Below are 24997 nucleotides of genomic sequence, written 5' to 3' on the forward strand. Positions count from 1 at the left end.
CCCTCCCCGGTTGGCTGGTGCGTGCTGACTATACATATCCATAGTCAGATTGGCCAGAGCGGGATTCGGGTCAGCGCCGTCCGGCCCGGTGGAACAGCCACGGAGTCAGCGCCAGGGCGGCCAGGGTGAGCCCCCCGGCCAGAGCGCCAGCACGGTGGCCTGGTCGCCGACGGGCGCCCCGGAGGTGAGTTCGCGCAGGGCCTCGATGGCCAGGGTGACCGGCTGGTGCTCGGCGAGCCCCCGCAGGAAGGACGGCAGCCCTTCCACCGGGACGAAGGCCGAGGACGGGTAGGGCACGAACAGCGCGACGAAGGCGAACTCCTCCTGGGCGGGGTCGCGGCCCGGGCCGCCCGGTCAGGGAACGAGTAGGACCTTGCCCAGCACCCGGCGTCCCTCCAGGGCGGCGTGCGCCTCGGCGGCACGCTCCAGCGGTAGGGTCAGCCCCACGTGCGGCCGGACGTGTCCGGCCCGGGCCTCCTCCAGGATCAGCCGGACCAGGTCCCTGTGCCCCGCCCCGTCCGGCGGGTCCAGGTCGAACAGGCCCAGGGCGGTGATCCCGCGGCGCTCGGCCTCCGCCTCGTCGACCTCGGCGAACTCACCGCTGGCGGTCCCGTAGCTGACGAATCGGCCGCCGTCGGCGGTGAGGGCGAAGGCGGCGGTGCCCAGGGCCCCTCCCGCACCGTCGACCACCACGTCCGCCCCCTTTCCGGTGATCTCGGTGACCCGCTTCGTCCAGCCGGGTTCGGAGTAGTCCACCGTCTCCTCGGCGCCGAGTTCCCGGGCCAGGGCCAGTTTCTCCGGGCCCCTGGCCGCACCGATCACCCGGGCCCCCGCGAGCCGGGCCAACTGGACCACCAGGCTGCCCGCGCCCCCGGTGGCGGCCAGCACCAGGACCCAGGAGTCAGGGGTGAACCGGGCGGCTCGTTCCAGGGTCAGGGCGGTCGCCCCGTCGATCATCAACGCGAGGGCGTCAGCGGTGTTCATGCCCTCGGGCACCCTGACCAGGGCGTCCTCGTGGACCACCGCCCGCTCGGCGTAGCCGTCAACCGGCAGCCTGGCCCGGTCGTCCGCCGTGTCCGGTTCCCCCGTCTCCCCGACGACCTGCGCGCCCAGCCACGCCGGGTCCGTCCCCGGTCCCACCTCCACGACCCTGCCCGACACACCCCCGCCGGGCACGTACGGCGGGGTGACCGGGAAGTGGTCCTCGGCCAACCCGGATCGGATGAGGGTGTCCAGGTAGATGATGTTGACGCCGCTCACCTCCACCAGTACCTGGCCGGGGCCCGGTACCGGGGCGGGCACCTCCCGGACGACCAGTACCTCCGGGCCGCCGAACTCGTCCACTCGTACCGCGCGCATGTCCACCACACTCCTTCTCGGGAGTCGTTCCCCCGGAACCCAGAGTGCTTCCTCAACTAATGTTGAGGTCAAGTGGCGCCGGGGAGGGAACACGGCCGGGGAGCGCGGGGCCGGAGAAGACGGAACCGCCGCGCACGGGGCACGGCGGTGGCGAGAAGAAGCAGGGCCGCGGTCAGACCGCGACGTGGGAGAGCGCGCTCGGATGGCGGCGCAGGAAGCCCTCTATCGACTGTGCGGGATGCCCGGTCAGGTCGGGGACGGTGGTGGCGACCACGTCCATCTCCCCGGTCGCGATCGCCGAGTACGAGGAGGCCCAACCCTCGATCTCCCACTCGGCGGCCCCGGTCTTCCGGCGCGACTCCAGCGCCTCCTCCCAAGTCTCGGGCACGTACCGGATGCTCCGGCCGGTCAGTCGGCCCAGCTTCGCCACGGTGGCGCCCACCGACAGGGCCTCGGGCCCGGTCACGTCGTAGGTCGTCTCCTCGGAGGCGGCCACCACCACGGGGTCGGTCAGCACGGCCGTGGCTACGTCCGCCACGTCGTCCCGCGAGACCCACGCGACCCTGCCGTCCCCGGCCGGTCCGCGCACCACGCCCTCGTCGTCCACCCAGTGGGGCAGCAGGTCCAGGTACAGGCTGGGTCTCAGGAACGTGTACGAGACACCCGTCGACCGGATGTGCGCCTCCGTGAAGAAGTGCGTGCGGGCGAAGGTGAACGTGGACGCCGGGCCCGCACCGAGGAACGACAGGTACACGATCCTGGACACCCCGGCGCGGACCGCCCCGTCCACCGCGCTCAGGTGGGTCTCCACTCGGTCCTCGGACTCGGTCGCCGAGACCAGGAAGAGCGTGTCCACGCCGCGGCAGGCCCGCTCGAAGGCGGCGGTGTCCTCGTAGGTCGCCATCGCCGCGCTGCTCTCCGGGTACTCCGGCGCCCGGTTGATGTCGCGCACGATGAGGCGCTGCGCCAACCCGAGCCTGGCGATCCGCGCGGCCACACGCCCGCCCAGCGCACCAGTGGCCCCGGTCACCCCTATGGTGTGGTTTGTCATGTGTTCGTCGCCCATGAAAACCCATCCTGGGGTATGACCGGCCGTCGAGCGCTCATCGGCGCGCCCCTTTTTGCGGCTTCCGGTCAGGGGGTGGTGCGCTCTTGGTGCGCACTCTCCGGAACGCCCCGCTCCGCCGCTCCGCCCGTTCCGGGCGACCCCGGTGACGCGGGCGCTCCTGCCGCTCCGACCGCGCCGGACGGCTTCCGGTAGGCCAGCTTGCGCAGCAGGACCTCCGCCGGTCCGCGCCGACCCGAGCGTTCCAGGGCGTAGGCAACCGCCACCGTGACCAGCCACACGGCGATCGCGTACAGGAACATCGTCCACGAGGACATGTGCTCGGCCAGCCCCAGTCCCCAGGCGGCCAGGATCGGCGCGCACAGCACCGACTGGGCCAGGTAGGCGCTGAGTGAGCGCTTGCCGGTGGCGCTCAGGGCGGTCACCACCGGGCCCCGGGGCCGCCCGCGCTCCTGGAGCCGGTGCGCGACCAGGGCGATCAGGGCCACGTAGCCCACGCCGCAGAACAAGCCGGTCAGCATGTGCGGCATGGTCAGCATCTGCCCCTGCGCGGCGGTCAGGTCCCAGACCCCGGTCTGGGCCAGGGCCATGGGCAGTCCGCCCAGCCAGCCTACCGAGATGCCGACCACGGCCGTCCGGCGCAGCGCCTTCAGGTGCTGTCCGGGCTGCTCCAGGAAGCCGCGGCGCGCCGCCCAGAAACCGAGCAGGATCGCCGTGGGGACCGCCAGTCCCAGCAGCCCCTGGCCGACGGTGACCAGCGGCCAGGTCGTCACCCGCTGCAGCGCGGCGGACAGGAAGGACGGGTCGCCGATGTTGGCCGCGGCCTGGCTCAGGTCGAAGCCCGCCGGGGCGCCCGAGCCGGTGCCGGAGTCACTGACGAACGGCAGGGCCAGGAGGCTGAGCGCGGCCAGCAGCGCCATCAGTGCGGTCAGTACACCGCTCCATACGAGCAGGGTCACGTCCTTGCGACGGAAGAACAGCCACCCCAGCACCAGACCGGTCAGGCCGTAGGCCCCGAGGATGTCGCCCATCCACAGCAGCAGGGCGTGGAAGAAACCGAAGACCAGCAGCCACAGGTTGCGTCGGCGCAGCAGGGCGTTGACGCTGCGCACGCTCGCCCCGGCGGCTTCCTGGCGCCGGGCCAGCTGCACCATGCCGTAGCCGAACAGGAAGGCGAACATCGGGTAGCTGCGCATGTCCACGGCGACGACCGTGAAGAACTGCGCGGCGCTGTCGAGGGCGCCCTCGGGCTCCGGATGCATGGTGGTTCCGGTGCTCGGCGCCGCCCACAGGTACCAGACCGTGTTGGCCAGGGCGATGAACAACAGCATGAAGCCGCGGGCGAGGTCGGGTGCGAGCGCCCGCTCGGCCGAGTCGGTCGGCCCGAGCACGGCGGTGGTTCTGGACATGGCAGCACTCCGGTTTCGAGATCTATCGTGACTTCAGATTCAAGCCGGAACCGGACAGGCGGCGCAACCGGAAAAAGCATGGGAAAACCCCCGAAGCCCTCAGGGGTGACCCCTAGGGGCTTCGGGGGTTCGGGTGTCGGGTTCTAGCGGCCCGAATGCCGAGGGATCAGTGGGAGCGCCGGGTCGCGGCCACGACCAGGTCGCCGAGCGGGCCGCGGGCGGACTCGTCCAGCTCCGGGCTGTCCAGGGCGGCCACCGCCCGCTCCGCGTACTCGGAGACCATCGACTCACAGGCGGCCAGTGCGCCGGAGGACTCGATCAGCCCGCACATCCACTCCACCGACTCCACCGAGAGGTCCGGCGTGCCCAGCAAGCTCAGGAAGCGTTCAGCGTCGGCCGCGCCGGAGCGGGACAGCGTCTCGGCCACGATCAGGGTGCGCTTGCCCTCGCGCAGGTCGTCACCGGCGGGCTTGCCCGTGGTGGAGGGGTCGCCGAACACGCCGAGCACGTCGTCGCGCAGCTGGAAGGCGATCCCCAGCGGGATGCCGTAGTCGGTGTAGACCCCGGCCAGCTCCTCGCCGCGCCCGGCCAGGGCGGCACCCAGGTGCAGCGGCCGCTCCACCGTGTACTTCGCCGCCTTGTAGCGCATCACCCGCAGCGCGGCCTCGCGGGTGGCGGTGCCCCGGACCTGTTCCAGGGTGTCCAGGTACTGGCCGGCCATCACCTCGGTGCGCATCGCGTCGAAGGGGGGCCGACCGCCCTGGAGGGTCTGCGGCGAGAAACCGCTCGCCTGGTACATCTCGTCGGACCAGGCCAGGCACAGGTCGCCGATGAGGATCGCGGCGCCCTGGCCGAACTCCTCGCTGTCCCCGCCCCAGCCCTGGTCGGCGTGGAGCTTGGCCATGCGCTTGTGCGTGGCAGGGGCCCCGCGCCGGGTGTCGCTGTTGTCGATCACGTCGTCGTGGACCAGTGCGCAGGCCTGGAGGAACTCCAGGGAGGCGGCGGCCCGGACCATGCGCTCGTCGCCGGCGGCACCGCCCGCCCCGCGCCACCCCCAGTACGCGAAGGTGGGGCGCAGGCGCTTGCCTCCGGAGACCATCGCCTCCAGGGAGTCCATCGCCGGGGCCAGTTCCTCCCCGATCTCCAGCAGCAGCCCGCGGTGTGAGGCGCAGAAGGAGGAGAGTTCGCGGTCCACGTCGGAGCGGATGACGGACACGGCTGAGAGAGCTGAGGAAGATGAGGAAGCGGCCATACCCTGCACATTATCGGCTGCCTGAGCAGGTGCGCCCCGGGTTCGGGGAAACGGCCCGTGACCCTGGGTGCGCGGATCCCGAGACTACCTTTGTCCGTTGCGTGGAATGATTATTCTTTATGTCTGATTTTTCGTCTCGCATGATGAGAAATGAGAGGCAGTCTTGTCTTTGGTCTCACAAGGTGGGACGCAGTGTCCGGGGGTCAGGGGGGCTCGCTTAAAGTTGGAGGCATGCTCGCTGCACCGACCCGCCCCGTGGCGCCCCGAACCCCGGCCTCCAGGCCGCGTCATATCCGTGACCTCCTCGACTCGGGCGAGCCGATGTTCTCCTTCGAGTTCTTCCCGCCCCGCAACGCCAGGTCCCAGGAGCGGCTGTGGCGTGCGATCCGCGAGATCGAGGCCCTCGGCCCGTCCTTCGTCTCCGTGACCTACGGTGCCGGCGGCGGTACCCGCGACCTCACGGTGGAGACCACCGAGCGCATCGCTACTGACACCACCCTGATGCCGGTCGCGCACATGACCCTGGTGGACCACTCCGTCGCCGAGCTGCGCCACCTCATCGGCCGTCTGGCCGACGCGGGCGTGTCCAACATGCTGGCCGTGCGCGGGGACCCGCCCGGCGACCCCGACGGGGAGTGGGTCAGGCACCCCGAAGGGCTCACCTACGCCGAGGACCTGGTCCGGTTGCTCAAGGAGAGCGGGGACTTCTCGGTGGGCGTGGCCGCCTTCCCCTACAAGCACCCGCGCTCGGCCGACGTGGAGACCGACACCGACCACTTCGTGCGCAAGTGCGAGGCGGGCGCCGACTACGCCATCACCCAGATGTTCTTCGACCCCGAGGACTACCTGCGCCTGCGCGACCGCGTGGCCGCGCGCGGCTGCGAGGTGCCGATCATCCCCGAGGTCTTCCCGGTGGTGAAGATGGCCTCGATCCCGCGGTCGGAGAAGCTCTCCGGAGCGCCGTTCCCGCGCGATCTGGCCGCGCGCTTCGAGCGCCTCGCCGAGGACGAGAAGGCGGTGCGCGCCTTCGGGATCGAGCACGCCCAGCGCATGTGCGAGCGGCTGTTGTCCGAGGGTGCCCCGGGCATCCACTTCATCACGTTCAACCAGTCCACGGCCACCAGGGAGATCTACCGCGAGGTGGCGGGGCACCGGGTCCGACGAGCGGCAGCCGAGCGGCCATGATCGAGAAGGGTTGGTCCGGGGTGCCGGGGAACGAGAAGGACTCCAGCACCTCGACGAACCCGCACGAGCGGTAGAGATGGCGCGCCGCTGAGGGGCCCGAGCGCGTGGACAGTACCGCGGTGCGCTCCGGCCGTCCCGAGCACAGGGCGTGCAGGAGGGAACGGCCGACACCGCGGTTCTGCGCGTCCGGGTGTACGTGGACCTCGGCGATCTCCAACGGGTCGGCCAGGTAGCGGCGGATGTGCCGCGCGTGTCCATGCGCGTGCAGCCCCTCGATGACGACGTCGTGCCACCACTGGCCCTCGCGGCCGTGGAAGGCGTAGGCGAAGCCGACAGGGCGTCCGTCGTCGACCGCCACCACGGACCTGAATCCGGGGTAGTCGGCGTGGCTGCCCATCACGGCGGCCCGCCCGGGCAGTTGCTCGGGCGGCGGGCGCATGGCCGCCTCGTAGACCTCCAGTAGGGCGGGGACGGCGTGCGTGAACGCCGGAGGGGCGAGTTCACGGAGCTCAGTGCTGGCTGCCACGCCCCCAGAGTAGATCGTGCGGGGCCGCCACCGCTGGTCTTCGCGGGCGCCGGTTTCCGCGCGTTTCCTTGACGTTCCCCGACCGGGGAGTGTTAACTGGTGCGAGTCGAACACGAGTTCGACTCTTCGCGCCGGTCCGTCCGGCGGGGAGCGGTGCGGCCGGGCCGGGGAGGGGAAGCCCTTGCCCGGCCGCACTCTTTTCGGGCACGCGGACTTCTGGCACACAAAGGCCGGGCGTCCCCTGAGAGGGCGCCCGGCTTCGTTGTTCTGCTCCAGGGAACTCCTGGAAGGGGGCTCGCTAGAAGGCGTCGACGGCGCGACGGGCCTCCGGGTCGAGGACACCCCAGTTGATGAGCTCCTCGGTCAGGTCGCCGGGCGACTTGTCGTAGATGACCGCGAGTGAGCGCAGGTCCTCCTGGCGGATGGACAGCACTCGCCCGTTGTAGTCACCCCGCTGACTCTGGATGGTGGCGACGTAGCGGGAGAGAGGACCGGCCTTCTCCTGCGGAAGCTGCTGCATGCGCTCCAGGTCGATGACCAGCTTGGGTGTCGGACCCAGGGGTGTGGGCGCGGCGCCGCCGGGCAGCAGCTCCGACATCGGCACCCCGTAGAAGTCGGCCAGCTCGGCCAGCTTCTGCACGGTGACCGCGCGGTCGCCGCGCTCGTAGGAGCCCACCACGACGGCCTTCCAGCGTCCGTGGGACTTCTCCTCCACCCCGTGCAGGGAAAGGCCCTGCTGGGTGCGGATGGCACGCAGTCGCGCACCGAGGGACTTGGCGTATTCGGATGGCATCTTTTTGTCGCTCCCGGCCGTGACGGTGGCTGGCGTGAGTGGGGGAGACGTCCGCTCGTACTCGGCGGGCCGCCTGAGCGGTCCAGCGGATGGTCACGGGGTGCAACCCCACCCTGTAGTGGTTACAGACAGTGACGGTAGAGGGGTGCTGGTGTCCAGGTCAAGCTGTTGGTGTGAAACGCGACTAATCAGTGGCCAAACCGTGCGTAGGTGAGACGCCTCTCATTTCGGGAGCAGTGGGGGCGAGTGGGACACGTTCCGAGGTCGGAAAGCCCGCCCCTACAGGGAATTTCGTGTTTCCCCCGAATGGGGTGCGAATCCGGAGTGTCATGAAACGGATACCCTTTGTTGGGCAATCGATGGCATGGGATGTGACTAGCATCACATTCATGATCCCGCGGCGTGGAACGCGCCCGAGGCCCCCGCTGTCCGCGCTGGTAGCGTGGGCCCGATCGACATCCTTTAACGACCTGTTCTGTGAGGCAGGGAAGGAGTCAGTACTTTGCGTGCGCGAAAACCAACCAAAGGTGATACGGGTTCTGGCGTCCCCGCACCGGCTTCCGAGGTACCGGAGACCCCCGACGTACCCGAAGGCACCAGAGCCGTCCTCGACGGCAACGAGATCAACCGGGCACTGACCCGCATCGCCCACGAGGTGCTCGAACGCACCAAGGGCGGCGAACACGTCACCCTTCTGGGCATCCCCTCGCGCGGCGTCCCCCTGGCCGAGCGCCTGGCCCGCCGCATCGAACAGGTCGAGGACCTCAGCGTCCCCTTCGGCTCGCTCGACATCACGATGTACCGAGACGACCTGCACCTGGCCCCGGCCCGTGCCCTCGGCAAGACCGAGATCCCCGCCGGCGGCCTCGACGACCGCACTGTGGTCCTGGTCGACGACGTCCTCTTCTCCGGCCGCACCGTCCGCGCCGCTCTCGACGCCCTCGGCGACCTCGGCCGCCCCCGAGCAGTCCAGCTCGCTGTCCTCGTCGACCGCGGCCACCGCGAACTCCCCATCCGAGCCGACTACGTGGGCAAGAACCTGCCCACCTCCCTGCGCGAGGGCGTCACCGTCCTGCTGTCCGAGACCGACGGCCAGGACGCCGTCCTTCTCGGCCCGGCGAAAGCCCGCCCGTCGCCCGCCCTCCCGTCACCCGCCACCGCCCTCAAAGGACACGCTTCGCGTGCGGTGCCGCCCTCGTACCGGGACCCGCGGTCCAGTTCTGCTTCAAGCCCCGGTACCGGCACCACGGCCGACAGCGCCGACAACGCCGGCAGCAAGGAAGGGGACGCCTGATGCGCCACCTGCTCTCCACCGGTGACCTCAGCCGCGACGAGGCCACGCTCATCCTGGACACCGCCGCCGAGTTGGCCCAGGTCGGGGACCGCTCCGTCAAGAAGCTCCCCACCCTGCGCGGACGCACCGTGGTCAACCTCTTCTACGAGGACTCCACCCGCACCCGCACCTCCTTCGAGTTGGCCGCCAAGCGCCTGTCCGCCGATGTCATCAACTTCTCGGCCAAGGGCTCCAGCGTCTCCAAGGGCGAGAGCCTCAAGGACACCGCGCTCACCCTCCAGGCCATGGGCGCCGACGCCGTCGTCATTCGGCACAGCGCCTCCGGGGCCGCCCACCGCCTGGCCAACTGGGTGGACGGGTCCGTCCTCAACGCCGGGGACGGCACCCACGAACACCCCACCCAGGCCCTGCTGGACGCCTACACCATGCGCGACCGCCTCGGCCGCCTGGAAGGGCTGCGGGTGGCCGTGGTCGGCGACATCCTGCACAGCCGGGTCGCCCGCTCCAACGTGCTGCTGCTCACCACCCTGGGCGCGCACGTCACCCTGGTCGCGCCGCCAACCCTGCTGCCGGTCTCGGTGAACACCTGGCCCTGCGAGGTCTCCTATGACCTCGACGAGGTCCTGCCCAAATCCGACGTCGTCATGATGCTGCGCGTGCAGGCCGAGCGGATGCGCGACTCCTTCTTCCCCTCCGTGCGCGAGTACAGCCGCAACTACGGGCTCGACGGCGAGCGCCTGGGCCGGATGCCCGCCGAGGCCATCGTCATGCACCCCGGCCCGATGGTCCGCGGCATGGAGATCTCCGCCGAGGTCGCCGACTCCCCGCGCTGCACCGTCACCGAGCAGGTCGCCAACGGCGTCAGCCTGCGCATGGCCGTGCTCTACCTGCTGCTCGGCGGTTCCTAAGAGGGCCAGCGCCCCTGCGCGCCCCAACGAGCCCGCAGCACCGAACTCCACGAACTCGAGAAAGCCGACACACCCATGCCCGAATCCACCGGACCGCATCTGATCCGCGGCGCCCGACCGCTCGGCGGCGACCCCGTCGACCTGCTCTTCGCCGATGGCAAGATCGCCGCGATCGGCCCCGACCTGGAGGCCCCCGAGGGCGCGCAGGTCGTGGACGCCACTGGCCTGATCGCCCTGCCCGGACTCGTGGACCTGCACACCCACCTGCGCGAGCCCGGCCGCGAGGACGCCGAGACGGTCGCCTCGGGCTCCCGCTCCGCCGCCATGGGCGGCTACACCTCCGTGCACGCCATGGCCAACACCGACCCCGTCGCCGACACCGCCGGCGTGGTCGAGCAGGTCTGGCGGCTGGGCCGCGAGGCCGGCTACTGCGACGTGCGCCCCGTTGGCGCCGTCACCGTCGGCCTGGCCGGGCAGCAGCTCGCCGAGATCGGCGCCATGGCCGACTCCGCAGCCCGGGTCCGGGTCTTCTCCGACGACGGCATCTGCGTCTCCGACGCCCTGCTCATGCGCCGCGCCCTGGAGTACGTCAAGGCCTTCGACGGCGTCATCGCCCAGCACGCCCAGGAGCCCCGCCTGACCGAGGGCGCCCAGATGAACGAGGGTTGCGTCTCTGACCGCCTCGGCCTGCCCGGCTGGCCCGCGGTCGCCGAAGAAGCGATCATCGCCCGCGACTGCCTGCTCGCCCAGCACGTCGGCTCGCGCCTGCACGTGTGCCACGTCTCCACCAAGGGGTCGGTGGACATCATCCGCTGGGCCAAGGAGCGCGGCTGCGACGTCACCGCCGAGGTCACCCCGCACCACCTGCTCCTCACCGACGAACTGGTGGAGAGCTACGACCCGATTTACAAGGTCAACCCGCCCCTGCGCACCGCCGAGGACGTCCAGGCGCTGCGCGAGGGCCTGGCCGATGGCACGATCGACATCGTCGCCACCGACCACGCCCCCCACCCCAAGGAGGCCAAGGAGACCGAGTGGTCCACGGCCGCCATGGGAATGGTCGGACTGGAGACCGCGTTGGCGGTCGTGCAGCAGACCATGGTCGACACCGGCCTGCTTACCTGGGCACAGGTCGCTGACCGCATGTCCACCGCCCCCGCCCGCATCGGCCGGGTCGGCGGACACGGCCGTGAGCTGGCCGTCGGTGAGCCCGCCAACGTCGTCCTGTACGACCCCGCGGCGCCGGTCGGCGTCGACGGCGAGGCCATGGCCACCAAGAGCAGCAACACCCCGTTCCGGGGCCTGACCCTGCCGGGCCAGGTGCGCGCCACCTTCCTGCGTGGCGCGCCCACCGTCCTGGAGGGGAAGATCAATTGAGAACAGACAACGCAGTGAACGCCCAGGCCGGTCCTGGCGCGACAGAGGGGGAAAACGTGTCCGAGGAGATCGGCGGCCCGGCGATCCTGGTGCTTGAGGACGGACGTGTGTTCCACGGCCGCTCCTTCGGCGCCACCGGCGAGACCTTCGGCGAGGCCGTCTTCAACACCGGGATGACCGGCTACCAGGAGACCCTCACCGACCCCTCGTACCACCGGCAGATCGTCGCGATGACCGCCCCGCACATCGGCAACACCGGGGTCAACGACGACGACCCCGAGTCCGGTCGGATCTGGGTCGCGGGCTACGTCGTCCGCGAGCCCGCCCGAATCCCCTCCAACTGGCGTGCCCAGCGCACCCTCGACGAGGAGCTGCGCCGCCAGAACGTGGTCGGCATCGCTCTGAACGGCACCCGTGCCCTCACCCGCCACCTGCGCGACCGGGGCGCCATGCGCTCGGCGATCAGCAGCGTCGAGACCGACCCCAAGGCGCTGCTCGCCCGCATCCTGGAGCAGCCCCGCATGGCCGGTTCCGACCTGGCCGCCGAGGTCAGCACCGACACCGCCTACGAGATCCTGCCGCCCGAGGGCGTCCAGGCGCGCTTCCACGTCGCCGCCGTCGACCTCGGCATCAAGGCCATGACGCCCCAGCGCCTGGCCGAGCGCGGCTGCAAGGTCACCGTGCTTCCCTCCTCCGCTACCGCCGAGGACATCCTCGCCCTGGACCCGGACGGCGTTTTCTTCAGCAACGGCCCCGGCGACCCCGCCACCGCAGACCACTCGGTCAACGCCATGCGCGGCGTCCTGGACTCGGGCAAGCCGCTCTTCGGCATCTGCTTCGGCAACCAGATCCTGGGCCGCTCCCTGGGTCTGGGCACCTACAAGCTGCCCTTCGGCCACCGCGGCGTCAACCAGCCGGTCATCGACACCCGCACCAAGAAGGTGGCGATCACCAGCCAGAACCACGGTTTCGCCGTGGACGCCCCGCTCGACACCCCCTTCGACACCCCCTACGGCCGGGCCGAGGTCAGCCACATCGGCCTCAACGACCAGGTCGTCGAGGGCCTGCGGCTGCTGGACCGCCCCGTGTTCAGCGTCCAGTTCCACCCGGAGGCCGCCGCGGGTCCCCACGACGCCGCCGGGCTCTTCGACGAGTTCGTCGACCTGATGTCCGCCCAGCCCGCACCGGCTGCCAAGTAGTAAGAGGAACAGAGCATGCCGCGCCGTAGTGACCTTTCATCCGTCCTCGTCATCGGCTCCGGCCCGATCGTGATCGGGCAGGCGGCCGAGTTCGACTACTCGGGCACCCAGGCCTGCCGTGTCCTGCGGGCCGAGGGCCTGCGGGTCATCCTGGTCAACTCCAATCCGGCCACGATCATGACTGACCCGGAGATCGCCGACGCCACCTACGTCGAGCCGATCACCCCGGAGATGATCGAGAAGATCATCGCCAAGGAGCGCCCCGACGCGCTCCTGCCCACCCTGGGCGGACAGACCGCGCTCAACGCCGCCGTTGACCTGGACGAGGCCGGGATCCTGGCCAAGTACGACGTCGAGCTCATCGGCGCCAACATCGCGGCGATCCAGTCCGGTGAGGACCGCGAGGTCTTCAAGGGCATCGTCGAGCGCATCGGCGGCGAGTCCGCCCGCTCGCGCATCTGCCACACCCTCCAGGAGTGCCTGGACTCGGCCGAGGAGCTCAGCTACCCGGTCGTGGTGCGCCCCTCCTTCACCATGGGCGGCGCCGGGTCGGGCTTCGCTCACAACGAGGCCGAGCTGCGCCGGATGGCCAGCCAGGGCCTCGCGCTCTCCCCGACCACCGAGGTACTCCTGGAGGAGTCCATCCTCGGCTGGAAGGAGTACGAGCTGGAGCTGATGCGCGACACCAACGACAACGTGGTGATCGTGTGCTCCATCGAGAACCTCGACCCCATGGGGGTGCACACAGGTGACTCCATCACCGTGGCCCCGGCCATGACCCTCACGGACCGCGAGTACCAGAAGCTGCGCGATATCGGCATTGCGGTCATCCGCGAGGTCGGCGTGGACACCGGCGGCTGCAACATCCAGTTCGCTGTCCACCCCACCACCGGCCGGATCATCGTCATCGAGATGAACCCCCGCGTGTCCCGCTCCTCGGCGCTGGCTTCCAAGGCCACCGGCTTCCCGATCGCCAAGATCGCCGCCAAGCTCGCCGTCGGCTACACGCTGGACGAGATCCCCAACGACATCACCAAGGAGACCCCGGCCAGCTTCGAGCCTTCGCTCGACTACGTCGTGGTCAAGGTGCCTCGCTTCGCCTTCGAGAAGTTCCCCGGAGCCGACCCCACCCTCACCACCACCATGAAGTCGGTGGGCGAGGCCATGGCCATCGGCCGGTCCTTCCCCGAGGCGTTGCAGAAGGCCATGCGCTCACTGGAGAAGGCGGGCGTGGGTCTCACCTGGGCCGGACGTCCCGGCGACAAGGACGAGCTCCTGCGCCAGGCGGCCCAACCCACCGAGCACCGCCTGCGCCAGGTCCAGCAGGCCTTCCGCGCCGGTGCCACGGTCGAGGAACTGCACGAGTCCACCAAGATCGACCCCTGGTTCCTGGACCAGATGCTGCGTCTGGAGGAGATGGCCCGCGTCCTGGCCACCGCTCCCAAGCTCGACGCCGGCCTGCTCCGCGACGCCAAGGGCCTGGGCTTCTCCGACGTCCAGATCGGCGAGATCACCGGTAAGACCGAGGACGTCGTCCGCGAGCTCCGGCACGCCCTGGGCATCCACCCCGTTTACCTGACCGTGGACACCTGCGCCGCCGAGTTCAAAGCCGAGACGCCGTACCTGTACTCCAGCTACGACGAGGAGACCGAGGTCCCCACCGGGGACAAGCCCAAGATCATCATCCTGGGCTCGGGACCTAACCGCATCGGCCAGGGCGTGGAGTTCGACTACTCCTGCGTCCACGCCTCCTTCGCGCTCTCCGATGCCGGGTTCGAGACCGTCATGGTCAACTGCAACCCCGAGACCGTCTCCACCGACTACGACACCAGTGACCGGCTCTACTTCGAGCCGCTCACCCTGGAGGACGTCCTGGAGGTCGTGCGCGCCGAGCAGGCCGCCGGACCGGTCGTCGGCGTCATCGTCCAGCTGGGCGGCCAGACCCCCCTCGGTCTGGCCCGCCGCCTCAAGGACGCCGGGGTGCCCATCATCGGCACCAGCCCCGAGGCCATCGACCTGGCCGAGGACCGCGGCGAGTTCGGCAAGGTCCTGGCCGCCGCCGGGCTGCCCGCGCCCAAGTACGGCATGGCCTACTCCTTCGCCGAGGCCAAGGTCGCCGCGGACGAGATCGGCTACCCGGTCATGGTCCGCCCCTCCTACGTGCTGGGCGGCCGCGGCATGGAGATCGTCTACAGCGAGAAGATGCTCGCCGACTACATCGAGCGCAACGCCGAGGTCAGCCCCGAGCACCCGGTCCTGATCGACCGGTTCCTCGACGACGCTATCGAGATCGACGTCGACGCCCTCTACGACGGCAAGGACCTGTACCTGGGCGGCGTCATGGAGCACATCGAGGAGGCCGGCATCCACTCCGGCGACTCGGCGTGCACCCTGCCCTCGATCACCCTGGGCAGCGAGGACATCGAGCGCATCCGCTATTCCACCGAGGCCATCGCGCGTGGTACCGGGGTACGGGGCCTGCTCAACGTCCAGTACGCACTCGCCTCCGGCGTCCTCAACGTCCTCGAGGCCAACCCGCGCGCCTCCCGCACGGTCCCGTTCGTCTCCAAGGCCACCGCGGTGCCGCTGGCCAAGGCCGCTGCCCGCGTCATGGCCGGGACCAGCATCGCCGAGCTGCGCGCCGAGGGCATGCTGCCCCCCAAGGGCGACGGCGGCAACCTGCCCGCCGACGCCCCGGTGTCGGTGAAGGAGGCCGTGCTGCCCTTCAACCGGTTCATCAACAAGGAGGGCGAGGGCGTCGACACCATCCTCGGCCCCGAGATGCGCTCCACCGGTGAGGTCATGGGCCTGGACACCGACTTCGGTTCCGCCTACGCCAAGTCCCAGCTGGCGGTCAACGGCAACGTGCCCACCCAGGGCAAGGTATTCGTCTCGGTCGCCAACCGCGACAAGCGTTCGATGATCTTCCCGGTCAAGCGCCTGGCCGACCTCGGCTTCGAGATCCTGGCCACCGAGGGCACCGCCGTGGTCCTGCGCCGGAACGGAGTCCGCGCCACCGTGGTGCGCAAGCACAGCACGGGCACCGGCCCGGGCGGCGAGCCCACCATCGTGCAGCTCATCCACGACGGTGAGGTCGACCTGATCGTCAACACCCCGTTCGGCAGCGCGGGCCAGTCCGGTCCGCGTCTGGACGGGTACGAGATCCGCACCGCGGCCATCGCGCGCGGGGTGCCCAGCGTCACCACCGTGCAGGGTCTGGCCGCCGCCGTCCAGGCGATCGAGGCGCGCGTGCGCGGCGACATCGGGGTGCGCTCCCTCCAGGAGCACGCCCAGTCGATCACGGAGAGCCGCCGGAGCTCCTAGGCTGTAACCAGTCCGCGTGTCGCGGGGGACCCGATCCCCCGCGACACGCGGACCGTACACCTGAGTTCCAGAGAGGCCACCACCACACATGAGCGACAACGGACCGGTGCAGACCAGGTGCCCCGTGCTGAACGTGCGCAGGGTGGACGCCTACTACGCCATCACCGTCGTCGCACCGGGCATCGCCGAACGCTTCCGTTCCGGCCAGTTCGTGTCGGTGGCGGTCGGCGGAGACCACTCCAGCACGCTGCTGCGCCGCCCCTTCGCCATCCACGACGTCAAACCGGATTACGGCGGCACCGTCGAGTTCCTGTTCGCGGTGCGTGGCAGCGGGACCGCCTGGCTGGCCGAGCGAAGATCACGCGACCTGCTCGACGTGGTCGGCCCCCTCGGTCGCCCCTTCCCCCTGCCCCGGGACCCGGTCAACTGCGTGCTCGTGGGCGGGGGCTCGGGCAGCGCTCCCCTGTTCCCGCTCGCCCAGTCGCTGCGCCGGCGGGGTTGCCGGGTGGACTTCGTGTTGGGCGCCGCCTCCGCCGACCGCGTGTTCAGCGCCATCACGGCCCGCCGCATCGCCGAGACCGCCGCCTTCACCACCGACGACGGCTCCTTCGGCACGCGCGGACGGGTCACCGACGTCCTGGGCAAGGTGATCGAGGAGGCCCGCTCCGACGCCGTCTACGCCTGCGGTCCCATGCCGATGCTGCGCGCCGTCACCCAGGTGGCGGGCGGTCACGGCATCCCCGTTCAGGTCGCCGTCGAGGAGACCATGGCGTGCGGGATCGGGATCTGTATGACCTGCGTGATCCCGGTGGTGGGGGAGGACGGCATCACCCGGATGGTGCGCTCCTGCGTGGACGGCCCGGTCTTTCGGGGCGAGCAGGTGCGCTTCGACGACGTGGGCACCATTCCCTTCGACGCCTTGGGCGCACCCGGCTGGAAGGGGACCGGGGCCTCCCTCGCCGCGGAGTCGGCCCGCGACATCGCCTGACCGGCCCGGCCGGCACAACCACAGCGTCATTGGATGAGCGAAGGTACGTGAACGCAGACCTCAGGACCAGGCTGGGCTCCCTGCGACTCCCGAACCCGGTGGTTACCGCCGCCGGGTGCGCGGGGTCCGGGCGCGAACTGGCGCAGTTCTTCGACATTGGGGAGATCGGCGCCGTCACCACCAAGTCGTTGATGCTGGAGCCGCGCGCGGGACGGCCCGCACCGCGCATGGCCGAGACCCCCAGCGGGATGCTCAGCACCACGGGCATGCAGGGGCCGGGGGTGGACGTGTTCCTCCAACGCGATCTGCCCTGGCTGCTCTCCCGCGGCGGCCGGGCGATCGTGTCCATCGCGGGCTCCAGCGTGGGCGAGTTCGGTGAACTCGCCCGACGGGTCTCGGAGGCTGAGGGGGTCGGCGCCATCGAAGTCAACCTGTCCTGCCCGAACCCGGCCGACCCCGCGGGGCGCCACTTCGCCGACGACGCGGCCCAGGCCGCGACGGTGGTGCAGACGGTGCGCTCGCACGCGCGCTCGGACGTGCCGGTCCTGGCCAAGCTCGCCGCGGACGTGCCCGACGTGGTGGAGCTGGCGGGTGCCTGTGTCGGCGCCCGCGCCGACGGGCTGACCATGATCAACACCCTGCGGGGGATGAGCGTGGACACCCGCACCCTGCGCCCGGCGGTGGCCGGGGGGATGGGCGGGCTGTCCGGCCCGGCGATCCGTCCCCTCGCCGTGGGGTGTGTTTTCCGGGTGCACGAGGCCTTCCCCGAGGTGCCGATCATCGGGGTGGGCGGGGTGCGCACCGGGACCGACGTCCTGGAGTTCATGGCGGCGGGGGCGAGCGCGGTGGCCGTGGGGACGGTGAACTTCTCCGACCCCTCGGCCTGCACGCGGGTGCTCCGGGAATTCACCGAGGCACTGGACGCACGGGGTGTGTCCCGGGTCTCGGACATCGTGGGGGCCGCCCACCGGGCCGGAGCTGGCGTGTGACGGATTGTGTACAGGTCCGCACCGCCCCGACCTGCCTGAACGGCTTTGAGATGGCTCTGTGTGGCCGTTTGGCTGCGACCGGCTCCATCGTGTGGGTTCGTGGGGAACGCGCGCCTACGGCCGCCTGAGTGGCCGTTACGGGGAAGTGACGTGGAATGCGTGCATGAAGCGTCCGATCCGGGGAATCGCACACCTTGATGGTGTGCACATGACAGTGAACGTGCATCGGAAAGTACTTACGTAAGAACAGACGCAAGTACGGACGTAAGGCACGAACGGATGTTTTCTGGCACCGGCGCCGAACGCCGGTGGCACACGATTGGAGATACCGAATGACCGCGCCCTCCGCGCCCATCGCCGTCGCGATCGACGCCAACGAGATCGAGACGGCGGCCACCTGGGCCTCCGCGGTCGCACCTCACGTGAGCACGGTGAAGGTGGGCCTGGAGCTGTACCTGCGGTACGGCCCCGAGGTGGTCAGCGCTGTGCGCGGCGCCAACCGGGTCGGGGTCTTCCTGGATCTGAAGCTCCACGACATCCCCGCCACCGTCGCCGGTGCGGCGCGCAGCGTCGCGGGCCTGCGGCCCTCGATCCTGACGGTGCATGCCACCGGGGGCGCGGACATGGTCCGGGCGGCGGTCGAGGCCGCGCCGGACACCAAGATCGCGGCGGTGACGGTGCTCACCTCCATGAACGAGACGGACCTGGAGCAGGTGGGGCTGCTCGGTCCGGCACGGGACGCCGTGCGGCGCCTGGCGGCACTCTCGGTGGGCGCGGGTGCGCGCGCACTGGTGTGTTCGCCGCAGGAGGTCGCACTGGTGCGCTCCGAGGTGGGCCCCGACATCACCCTGATCACCCCGGGCGTGCGCCCGATCGGTGCGGACAAGGGTGACCAGTCCCGGGTGGCCACCCCGGAGGAGGCGATCGAGGCAGGGGCGGACCTTCTCGTCATCGGTCGACCGATCACCCGTGCCGCGGACCCCGGCGCGGCGGCGGCCTCCATCGCGGCCGCCGTACGCCGCGCCGGGGTCCGCGTCTGAAACTCTTCGGTCGGCGCTGTGGGGCCTTGTGCTGGGCGGACTCGGCGGTGAGGAGGGCGGGGTGGGAGCGAACAGTGCACCTGCCCCATCACTCACGGTTGTGGATCACAGACGGTCACTAATTTGGTGTGACCAAAACTAGGAAAACATGGCGAAGAGTGACCCGCGTCACCGCTGGGTGACCTGCGCTGGTGGAACGCTTTCCCAGGTCGTCAATCGGGACCAAAGTCCTCATTTTCGTCTCCGACCGCAATGGGTTAGTGACTCTGGGTAGTTCCTTCAATGAAATAGCCCTTGAAAGGGCACTTTACGTTGCCTAACAGGGGTCAGACCTACTAACTTGCGCAGGCGTCCGCCCTCTACAAACGAGTAGAAATCCGAGGTGACCCGGCGTGGCCCTTCCTCCCCTCACACCCGAGCAGCGCAGCGCGGCTCTCGAGAAGGCCGCCAAGGCCAGAAAAGAGCGTGCGGAGGTCAAGAACAAGCTCAAGAACGGCGGCATCTCGCTGTCCGAGGTCCTCTCCAACGGCCTCAAGGACGACGTCATCGGCAAGATGAAGGTTTCGGCTCTGCTGGAATCCCTCCCCGGTGTCGGCAAGGTGCGAGCCAAGCAGATCATGGAGCGGCTCAACATCGCTGAGTCGCGTCGTGTCCGGGGGCTCGGTACCAACCAGCGTGCCGCCCTGGAGAGCGAGTTCGGCGACCTCGCCAAGTAACACCGGTCCGGTGCACGCACCGGCCAACACCGCGTCCGCAGCGTCCCCCCACAGTCGCGCGGAGCCGTCGCAACTGGTGATGGCAGGCGGTGAGCAGCAAACCGACGCCGCGGTCGGCGGACGGATGGGCCCCAGGTCACACTCCGTCCGCCGTGCCGCGGCTCGGTGGTATAAAGGGAGCTTCCCGCGACCGTACGCTGCGCCCCCGGGCGTCAGCACGAGCCGCCCGCGGCGCGTGCGTGCCGGACCGCGAGCCCGGTCCCAGGCAGCTCGCACACGAGGCCCACGGCCCACCGCGTGGCGGAGAGCCGAATGGAAGCCTGATACTCACATGCCTGCGCAGACCGCAGACCAGTCCCGACCGGCCGAGAAGCGGCTGACCGTCCTGTCCGGCCCCTCCGGCGTGGGAAAGAGCACGGTCGTGGCGCACCTGCGCCAGGTCAACCCCGACGTGTGGCTCTCGGTGTCGGTCACCACCCGCAAACCCCGCCCTGGCGAGCGCGACGGGGTCCAGTACCACTTCGTCACCGACGAGGAGTTCGACCGCCTCGTCGCCGAGAACCAGCTTCTGGAGTGGGCTCAGTTCGCGGGCAACCGCTACGGCACCCCGCGCGGACCCGTCGAGGAGCGCCTGGGCGAGGGCGTTCCCGTCCTGCTCGAGATCGAACTCCAGGGCGCGCGCCAGGTGCGTGAGTCCATGGACGACGCCCTGCACGTCTTCCTCGCCCCGCCCTCCTGGGAGGAGCTGGTGCGCAGACTGACCGGCCGCGGTACCGAGACCGACGAGGTGATCCAGCGCAGGCTGGATGTCGCCAAGGTCGAACTGGCCGCGGAGAAGGAATTCGACACAACCCTCGTGAACACGTCCGTACAGGAAGTGTGCGACGAGCTGCTAGCGTTGATGACCGCACCCAAGGTGTGATATTCGGCCGCGCCAGGCACCGAAGCACTGGCGGCGGCCTCCGCCTCGGGTCGCCGAAGACCTGGCTTTTTCAAGAACACATACATCCAACGTCACGGCTTTCGACGAGCCGGAGACCGTCCCTGGGGGTAACAAAGTGGCTGGTACCGAGCCCGTCGCCGAAGGCATCACCAACCCGCCGATCGACGACCTGCTGGAGTGCGTCGACAGCAAGTACAGCCTGGTCACCATGGCCTCCAAGCGGGCCCGTCAGATCAACGCCTACTACGCCCAGCTGGGCGAGGGCCTGCTGGAGTACGTCGGCCCGCTGGTGGAGACCCAGGTTCAGGAGAAGTCCCTGTCCATCGCCCTGCGCGAGGTCAGGGCCGGCCTGCTCAGCGCCGAGCCGTACGAGGGCAACTAAGACATCCGGTGCACGCCCAGTGCACCTGGCCGGGGTTCCTCCCGGTGTCACCGACCGCGCCCGTCGCACCCCCGCCCGGGGCGTGCGGCGGGCGCGGCCTGGTAGAACTCCTTGTGTGAGTGACACAGAATCCGTTCCCCAGGTGGTCCTCGGCATCGGCGGCGGCATCGCCGCCTACAAGGTGTGCGAGCTGCTCCGGCGGCTGACCGAGTCAGGCCACCGCGTCCGGGTCGTGCCCACGGCCGACGCCCTACGCTTTGTCGGCGCGCCCACCTGGGCCGCCCTGTCCGGCCAGCCCGTCGAGACCGGCGTGTGGGACGAGGTCCACGAGGTTCCGCACGTGCGCATCGGCCAGTCGGCCGACCTCGTCTTCGTTGCCCCGGCCACCGCCAATCTCATGGCCAAGGCCGCCGCGGGTCTGGCCGACGACCTGCTGACCAACACCCTCCTCACCGCCCGATGTCCGGTGGTCTTCGCCCCGGCGATGCACACCGAGATGTGGGAGCACCCCGCCACCCAGGCCAATGTGGCCACGCTGCGTTCGCGCGGAGCCATCGTCCTGGACCCGGCCGTGGGCCGCCTGACTGGTGCTGACACCGGCCGCGGCCGCCTACCCGACCCCGTCGAACTCTTCGAGGCCGCCCGCCTGGTGCTCCGCCGTGGCGCCGACGCTGAGCCCGACCTCGCCGGCCGACGCGTGGTGATCTCCGCTGGAGGCACCCGCGAGGCCATCGACCCGGTCCGTTTTCTCGGCAACCACTCCTCCGGCCGCCAGGGGTACGCCCTGGCTCGCACCGCCGCCGCCCGCGGCGCCGACGTGACCCTGGTCGCCGCCAACGTCAGCCTGCCCGACCCCGCTGGGATTCGCCTGGTGCGCGTGGGTTCGGCCGTGGAACTGGCCGAGGCCATGGAGGCTGAACGCGGCGGCGCCGACGCCCTGGTGATGACCGCCGCCGTCGCCGACTTCCGCCCGGTCACCAGCGCCGCCTCCAAGATCAAGAAGTCCGGGGCGGCCCCCGCGCCCATCGAACTCGTGGAGAACCCGGACATCCTGGCCGGACTGGTCGAGTCGCGGAAGAAGGAGCGGACCGGGCAGACGATCGTCGGGTTTGCGGCCGAGACCGACGACGTCATCGACAACGGCCGGACCAAGCTCGCCCGCAAGGGCTGCGACCTGCTCGTGGTCAACGAGGTCGGCGGCGGCAAGGCGTTCGGCACCGACGACAACAAGGCGACTGTGCTCGGCGCGGACGGGACGGTCGTGGACATTCCCACAGGTCCCAAGGAAGACCTCGCCGATCGCGTGTGGGACCTGGTGATCGAACGCCTGCCTGACAGGGCCTCCTGAGGGTTCCGCGGGCCCTCGTTCACCAGGGCTCCAGAACGCTTCGAGCCCGTCCAGGTGAAATCCCCTCATCGCCACGCTGGATTCCTACCGCCGAGTACGACACACTTCCTTCGGGTGCCCTTGTCCAGCTGACTAGGCTGGCCACGGGGCGTCCGTCCCCACCAGTCCCGTTAGAGTGGACCAATAACCAACCGCGTCGGTCGGTATTGCCGCCCCGGCAAGCAGCCGGGGAGCGTGCGACGCCGCACCGACACATGTCAGCCAGCAGCCGCTGCAAGGAGTCACGCAACGTGTCCCGCCGCCTTTTCACCTCCGAGTCGGTCACCGAAGGCCATCCCGACAAGATGGCCGACCAGATCAGTGACGCGATCCTCGACGCGATGCTCGCCACCGATCCCGGCAGCCGGGTCGCGGTCGAGACGCTGATCACCACTGGTCAGGTCCACATCGCGGGTGAGGTCACCACCCAGACCTACGTCGACATCCCCGCCATCGTGCGCGAGAAGATCCTCCAGATCGGATACGACTCCTCCGCCAAGGGCTTCGACGGTGACTCCTGCGGGGTCAACGTCTCCATCGACGCGCAGTCCCCGGACATCGCCCAGGGTGTCGATACCGCCTACGAGGCGCGTGTCGAGCACGAGGACGACGCCCTCAACCGGCAGGGCGCCGGCGACCAGGGCCTGATGTTCGGCTACGCCAACCGCGAGACGCCCGAGCTCATGCCGCTGCCGATCAAGCTGGCGCACTCGCTCTCCGAGCGCCTGGCCGAGGTCCGCCGTGGCGGCACGGTGCCCTACCTGCGTCCTGACGGCAAGACCCAGGTCACGGTCGAGTACGAGGGCCAGACCCCGGTCCGTCTTGACACCGTGGTGCTCTCCACCCAGCACTCCGCGGACATCAACCTCGAAGAGATGCTGACCCCGGACATCCGAGAGCACGTCATCGAGCCCGTGATCGCCGCCTACGGCCTGGAGTCGGATGACTACCGCCTCCTGGTCAACCCGACCGGCCGCTTCGAGATCGGCGGCCCGATGGGTGACGCCGGTCTGACCGGCCGCAAGATCATCGTCGACACCTACGGCGGCTACGCCCGCCACGGTGGCGGCGCCTTCTCCGGCAAGGACCCGTCGAAGGTCGACCGCTCCGCTGCCTACGCCACCCGCTGGGTCGCGAAGAACATCGTGGCGGCCGAGCTGGCCGAGCGCGCCGAGGTCCAGGTGGCCTACGCGATCGGTAAGGCGCACCCGGTGGGTGTGTTCATCGAGACCTTCGGCACCGAGAAGGTGGCCCCGGAGCTGATCGAGAAGGCCGTCAAGGAGGTCTTCGACCTGCGTCCGGCCGCCATCGTGCGCGACCTGGACCTGCTGCGCCCGATCTACTCCAAGACCGCCGCCTACGGCCACTTCGGCCGTGAGCTGCCGGAGTTCACCTGGGAGAGCACGGAGCGCGCCGCCGCGCTGCGCTCGTTCGTGGGCGCCTAGGCGTCACACCCCTTCCACCCGTCGAGGACGGGCGGCCGATACGGCCGCCCGTCCTCGGTGTGTTCAGGGCTCTCCGCACGCCTTACGCCCCATTTGACTACTCTGTGTTATTAATTGTGCGCAGAAAGTCATTAGATGTGCCGCCATGCGGAGGGGGAGCACCATGGCCGTGTCAGCGGCGGTGTCGGCGTTCGGGCTGGCTGCGTTGATCGCACTGTCCGGTCAACCGCTCTCGACGGAGGAGGGGCCGGTCCCCGGGGCTGGGAGCCTGCACGTCACGGTCGAGGAGGGGCAGTCCGAGGAGCGGCTGCGACCCGGGGATCGAGTGGAGTACACCGTCAAGGTGCGCAACGCCGGTTACGAGGCGCTGCCCGACGCTCAGGTCGTGCAGTTCCTGCCGCCCTCGATGCGCTACGTCTCCGGAGCCCCGGAAGGGGTTGAGGAGGGCGTGGCGGAGTGGGTGCAGCCCTTGGGGCCGGGGGAGCGCGCCGTCCTCACTGTGGTCGGCGAGATCACCCGGGTGCCCGAGGGCGCCGGGCAGCCGGTCTCCACCGTGTGCCTGCGCCCCGAGTCCGGCGCAGCCCTCGCCTCCTGCACCTCCTCCGTCCACGAGGTCCAGCGCGTTCTACCCTTCGTCTGGGTGGCGGCGGGCCTGTTTATCGTGCTGTCGGCGGCGGTCGCCGTGGGCGGCTACCTGCGCTACCGGAGCACACGCAGGCCGCGTCCGGAGCCGCCGGCGCCGAGCAACCACAGCCCGGGTTCGGTGCCCAACATCCGCACATTCCCGGGTCGAGCGCCCGTCTACCAACTGGATTCCCGCCGTTAGGCGCGAAGATCGCACGGGTCGCACCCATATGGGCGCGACCCGTTTCATATGTCGGAGATGGCAAGGGTTTGCCCGAGACTTTCCACGCGGGCCCGGTGTCGCGATGTGACTTTGTGTAGTCGTAAGCGCACTATCTGCTTATGGATTACTGCTCTGAATACGCGCCCAAGGCGCCCAAGTCCACCGTCAGCGCCCGCAGTCTGATCCGGATGGCGGCTGTCTCCGCCAGCGCCGCGATCGTCGCTCCGTTCCTGTGGGGGATGACCCCCGCTCTGGCCGACGACACCCAGCGTGCGGACCAGTCGGTCGAGTCGGTCGAGTCGGTCGTCACGCCGTCCGCTCCCGCCGCTCCCTCGGCTCCGGTGGTCGTCGAACTCCCCGATGTGGTCGCCAATACCCTGCCGGACCAGGTCCCCGCTGAGGTCAGAGCTCAGGTCGAGGCCCCGGCCGCGGTCCCTGTCGGAGAGGGCGGGGACTCGCAGAAGGGCGGGGAATACTACCCGCCTGAGAAGCCTGGCAAGCCTGGCAAGCCTGGTGAGGACGGCAAGGACGGCAAGGACGGGAAGGACGGGAAGGACGGGAAGGACGG

Annotated in this window: 23 protein-coding genes; 16 read left to right on the plus strand and 7 right to left on the minus strand. The window is 70.0% G+C overall.

Going from position 1 to position 24997, the window contains the following annotated elements:
* Positions 1-105 precede the first annotated feature (105 nt).
* The 5 genes from D457_RS0116200 to D457_RS0116220 form a co-directional block, all read right to left on the minus strand.
* Entirely contained in the window at positions 106-297 is a 192-nt protein-coding gene (locus D457_RS0116200) for an ABC transporter permease (protein ID WP_017581721.1), read from the minus strand.
* 57 nt (positions 298-354) lie between these two features.
* Entirely contained in the window at positions 355-1359 is a 1005-nt protein-coding gene (locus tag D457_RS0116205; protein WP_026116702.1) for a zinc-binding dehydrogenase, read from the minus strand.
* 172 nt (positions 1360-1531) lie between these two features.
* A complete protein-coding gene (locus D457_RS0116210; protein WP_017581723.1) occupies positions 1532-2425 on the minus strand; it encodes an SDR family oxidoreductase in 894 nt (297 codons plus the stop codon).
* A gap of 68 nt (positions 2426-2493) precedes the next feature.
* On the minus strand, positions 2494-3834 hold the full coding sequence (locus D457_RS0116215) for a DUF418 domain-containing protein (RefSeq protein WP_017581724.1): 1341 nt from the start codon (positions 3832-3834) through the stop codon (positions 2494-2496).
* A 166-nt stretch (positions 3835-4000) separates the two neighbouring features.
* Positions 4001-5086: a polyprenyl synthetase family protein gene (locus D457_RS0116220; protein WP_026116703.1), complete on the minus strand. Its 1086-nt coding sequence runs from the start codon at positions 5084-5086 to the stop codon at positions 4001-4003.
* A gap of 255 nt (positions 5087-5341) precedes the next feature.
* Here D457_RS0116220 and metF point away from each other — a divergent pair, with 255 nt between their 5' ends.
* Complete coding sequence (gene metF, locus D457_RS0116225; RefSeq protein WP_026116704.1) at positions 5342-6271, plus strand: methylenetetrahydrofolate reductase [NAD(P)H]; 930 nt, start codon at positions 5342-5344, stop codon at positions 6269-6271.
* On the opposite strand, the gene D457_RS34815 is transcribed toward metF, so the two are convergent.
* Together D457_RS34815 and bldD are read right to left on the minus strand one after the other, a co-directional pair.
* Entirely contained in the window at positions 6189-6797 is a 609-nt protein-coding gene (locus tag D457_RS34815; protein ID WP_083926780.1) for a GNAT family N-acetyltransferase, read from the minus strand. The two genes, metF and D457_RS34815, sit on opposite strands and share 83 nt — an antisense overlap.
* A 298-nt stretch (positions 6798-7095) precedes the next feature.
* Positions 7096-7590, minus strand: a complete 495-nt coding sequence (gene bldD / locus D457_RS0116235; RefSeq protein WP_013154123.1) for a transcriptional regulator BldD — start codon at positions 7588-7590, stop codon at positions 7096-7098.
* Positions 7591-8092: 502 nt separating this feature from the next.
* Between bldD and pyrR the strand changes: the two genes are divergently transcribed.
* The 15 genes from pyrR to D457_RS34130 form a co-directional block, all read left to right on the plus strand.
* Positions 8093-8884, plus strand: a complete 792-nt coding sequence (pyrR, locus tag D457_RS32690) for a bifunctional pyr operon transcriptional regulator/uracil phosphoribosyltransferase PyrR (protein WP_017581728.1) — start codon at positions 8093-8095, stop codon at positions 8882-8884.
* On the plus strand, positions 8884-9792 hold the full coding sequence (locus D457_RS0116245) for an aspartate carbamoyltransferase catalytic subunit (RefSeq protein WP_017581729.1): 909 nt from the start codon (positions 8884-8886) through the stop codon (positions 9790-9792). Before pyrR ends, D457_RS0116245 begins: the two co-directional genes overlap by 1 nt.
* Positions 9793-9867: 75 nt before the next feature.
* Positions 9868-11169 (plus strand): dihydroorotase, encoded by a 1302-nt coding sequence (locus tag D457_RS0116250; RefSeq protein ID WP_017581730.1) that lies wholly within the window; start codon positions 9868-9870, stop codon positions 11167-11169.
* Between the two features lie 56 nt (positions 11170-11225).
* Entirely contained in the window at positions 11226-12368 is a 1143-nt protein-coding gene (gene carA, locus D457_RS0116255; protein WP_017581731.1) for a glutamine-hydrolyzing carbamoyl-phosphate synthase small subunit, read from the plus strand.
* Positions 12369-12383: 15 nt separating this feature from the next.
* Positions 12384-15692, plus strand: coding sequence for a carbamoyl-phosphate synthase large subunit (gene carB / locus D457_RS0116260; RefSeq protein ID WP_017581732.1), 3309 nt, complete (start codon positions 12384-12386; stop codon positions 15690-15692).
* A gap of 88 nt (positions 15693-15780) precedes the next feature.
* Entirely contained in the window at positions 15781-16680 is a 900-nt protein-coding gene (locus D457_RS0116265; RefSeq protein ID WP_017581733.1) for a dihydroorotate dehydrogenase electron transfer subunit, read from the plus strand.
* A gap of 47 nt (positions 16681-16727) precedes the next feature.
* The gene (locus D457_RS0116270; RefSeq protein WP_017581734.1) at positions 16728-17669 is read left to right on the plus strand and encodes a dihydroorotate dehydrogenase; all 942 of its coding nucleotides are present in this window, start codon (positions 16728-16730) and stop codon (positions 17667-17669) included.
* Positions 17670-18001: 332 nt separating this feature from the next.
* Positions 18002-18709, plus strand: a complete 708-nt coding sequence (gene pyrF, locus D457_RS0116275; RefSeq protein WP_017581735.1) for an orotidine-5'-phosphate decarboxylase — start codon at positions 18002-18004, stop codon at positions 18707-18709.
* 392 nt (positions 18710-19101) lie between these two features.
* On the plus strand, positions 19102-19425 hold the full coding sequence (gene mihF / locus D457_RS0116280) for an integration host factor, actinobacterial type (RefSeq protein WP_017581736.1): 324 nt from the start codon (positions 19102-19104) through the stop codon (positions 19423-19425).
* Between the two features lie 331 nt (positions 19426-19756).
* Positions 19757-20347, plus strand: coding sequence for a guanylate kinase (gene gmk, locus D457_RS0116285; RefSeq protein ID WP_017581737.1), 591 nt, complete (start codon positions 19757-19759; stop codon positions 20345-20347).
* A gap of 136 nt (positions 20348-20483) precedes the next feature.
* On the plus strand, positions 20484-20750 hold the full coding sequence (gene rpoZ, locus D457_RS0116290) for a DNA-directed RNA polymerase subunit omega (protein WP_017581738.1): 267 nt from the start codon (positions 20484-20486) through the stop codon (positions 20748-20750).
* 142 nt (positions 20751-20892) lie between these two features.
* Entirely contained in the window at positions 20893-22098 is a 1206-nt protein-coding gene (gene coaBC, locus D457_RS0116295; RefSeq protein WP_026116705.1) for a bifunctional phosphopantothenoylcysteine decarboxylase/phosphopantothenate--cysteine ligase CoaBC, read from the plus strand.
* Between the two features lie 290 nt (positions 22099-22388).
* Positions 22389-23582, plus strand: a complete 1194-nt coding sequence (metK, locus tag D457_RS0116300; protein WP_026116706.1) for a methionine adenosyltransferase — start codon at positions 22389-22391, stop codon at positions 23580-23582.
* A gap of 163 nt (positions 23583-23745) precedes the next feature.
* Positions 23746-24408, plus strand: coding sequence for a DUF11 domain-containing protein (locus tag D457_RS0116305; RefSeq protein WP_017581741.1), 663 nt, complete (start codon positions 23746-23748; stop codon positions 24406-24408).
* A 140-nt stretch (positions 24409-24548) separates the two neighbouring features.
* Positions 24549-24997 (plus strand): hypothetical protein (locus D457_RS34130; RefSeq protein WP_026116707.1); only part of this gene is annotated, 449 nt, incomplete at its 3' end.

It is taken from the genome of Nocardiopsis valliformis DSM 45023 (genome assembly GCF_000340985.1).
Classification (GTDB): Bacteria; Actinomycetota; Actinomycetes; order Streptosporangiales; family Streptosporangiaceae; genus Nocardiopsis; species Nocardiopsis exhalans.